The sequence below is a fragment of the Paraburkholderia humisilvae genome, from assembly GCF_902859855.1.
GTDB classification, from domain to species: domain Bacteria; phylum Pseudomonadota; class Gammaproteobacteria; order Burkholderiales; family Burkholderiaceae; genus Paraburkholderia; species Paraburkholderia humisilvae.
Window position 1 is genome coordinate 1 of record NZ_CADIKH010000275.1, and the last position, 2177, is coordinate 2177.

General features: G+C 63.8%; 2 protein-coding genes. Both read left to right on the top strand.

Features of this window, described 5'->3' with window-relative positions:
• The first annotated feature begins 108 nt into the window (after positions 1-108).
• Positions 109-1794: a GT4 family glycosyltransferase PelF gene (gene pelF, locus HV796_RS41820; protein ID WP_175233489.1), complete on the top strand. Its 1686-nt coding sequence runs from the start codon at positions 109-111 to the stop codon at positions 1792-1794.
• Positions 1794-2177 (top strand): exopolysaccharide Pel transporter PelG (pelG, locus tag HV796_RS41825; protein ID WP_175233316.1); only part of this gene is annotated, 384 nt, incomplete at its 3' end. The genes pelF and pelG, both read left to right, overlap by 1 nt.

The window sequence follows — 2177 nt, forward strand, 5'->3', positions numbered from 1 at the left end:
TGCCTCGTCCAACGGCTTCTTTGCCATGGCGCGTATCTCCATTCAATCCGTTAGAGATATAACGCGCCAGCATCGAATCGGTTGTCATGTTTTATGGGAAACTCAATAATGATTTCACCACTGCTGCGCGGCGCCGCCGATACCGATGTGTGCCTGCTGCTCGAAGGCACGTTCCCCTATGTACGCGGCGGCGTGTCGAGCTGGGTCGACCTGATGATCAGGTCGTATCCGCACACGCGCTTTGCGATCGCGTTTATCGGCAGCCGGGAAGAGGACTATCACGGCGCCGCCTATGCGCTGCCCGATAACGTCGTGCATTTCGAAGCGCACTATCTGTATGAAGTGGCGCCTGCCGATACGAAGGCGGCCCGCGAAATTCCCGGCGACGCGCACGCGTTCGCGAAATCGGCCGAACTGCATGACGCATGGCGCAACCGGCACGGCGCGGACCCGGCCGCGCTGATGGCGGACATGGTGCATCTGATTGGCGACGACGGTCCGTTGAACGAGGCGCAATTCACCTCGGGCCGCGCGGCATGGGACTTTATCGTCGATCAATACCATCGGCATTGCACGGACCCGTCGTTCACCGACTATTTCTGGACCGTGCGGATCATGCACAAGCCGCTGTGGCAGCTCGCGCGCATCGCCGCGCAATTGCCGCCGGCGCGCGTGTATCACACGGTCTCGACCGGCTACGCGGGTTTTCTCGGCACGCTGCTGCACTATCGGACCGGCCGGCCGCTGCTCGTGTCCGAGCACGGCATCTACACGAAGGAACGCAAGATCGACTTGCTGCAAAGCCAGTGGATTCGCGACAACCGCGGCGCATTCGAGCGCGACATCGCGAAGATCAGCTATTTCCGCGAGCTATGGGTGCGCTTCTTCGAAGCGCTCGGCAAGCTCGCCTACGACGCGGCCGATGACATCGTCGCGTTGTATGAAACGAACCGGCAGCGGCAGATTGCCGATGGCGCCGATCCGGCACGCACGCGCAATATCCCGAACGGCGTCGACGTCGATGCGCTTGCGCCGCTCGTCGAGCAGCGCGCCGGGCGTGCGCGGGAACCGGAGCCGGCGCCGATGCGCGCGGCGCGCGGCAAGGTCGTGGCACTGATCGGCCGTGTCGTGCCGATCAAGGACATCAAGACTTTTATCCGCGCGATGTTCATCGCGTCGCGCACGATGCCGGATATCGAAGGCTGGATCGTCGGACCCGAAGAAGAGGACCCGGCTTACGCGCAGGAGTGCCGTGCGCTCGCACAAAGCCTTGGTCTCGCGAACCATGTGAAGTTTCTCGGCTTTCAGCGTATTGATGCGATCCTGCCGCAAGTCGATGCACTCGCGCTGACGTCGATCAGCGAGGCGCTGCCGCTCGTCGTGCTCGAGGGCTTCGCGGCCGGTGTGCCGTCGATCACGACTGACGTCGGCTCGTGCCGGCAGCTGATCGAAGGGTACGGCGACGCAGACCGCGCGCTCGGCGCCGCCGGTCTCGTCGTGCCGATTGCGAACCCGGCCGCATTTGCACAGGCGGTGCTCGACCTGCTCGGCGACGCGCCGCGCTGGCGCGCCGCGCAGGCGGCGGGCCTCGCGCGCGTACGCCGGTTCTATACGAAGGCGCAGATGATCGATCAATATCGCGAGCTGTACGAACGGCTGACGGCCGTGCCGACGCGACCCGCAAACGACGGCGTGGGGCATGCCGCAGGCGGTGTCATCGGCTGTCCGGTGCATGCCGGAACAGCGAACGCGGCGACCGGTTCGACGCAACGCGGCGCGCAGGAGAATCACTGATGGCAGGCATCGGTTTCGAGCTACGCAAGATCCTCAAGCGCGACACGCTGAGCGGCGTGATGCGCGCTTACGCTTACGCGGGGCTGATCAGCTCCGGCCCGCTGATCCTGTCGATCTTCGGCATTCTGGTGATCGGCGTGATGAGCCTCGGCCTCACGATTCCGCGCTACGCGATCGTCCAGTTTCAGGTATCGGTCACCTACCTGATCGCGTGCAGCCTGATTCTGACCGGTCCGCTGCAACTGTCGTTCACCCGCTTTATCTCGGATCGTCTGTTCGAAAAGCGCGACGACCTCGTGCTGTCGAACTACAACGGTGTCGTGCTGATCTCGACGGCCGCATCCGGCTTGCTTGGTTTCCTCGCGGTGTGGCTCGGGTTCGGC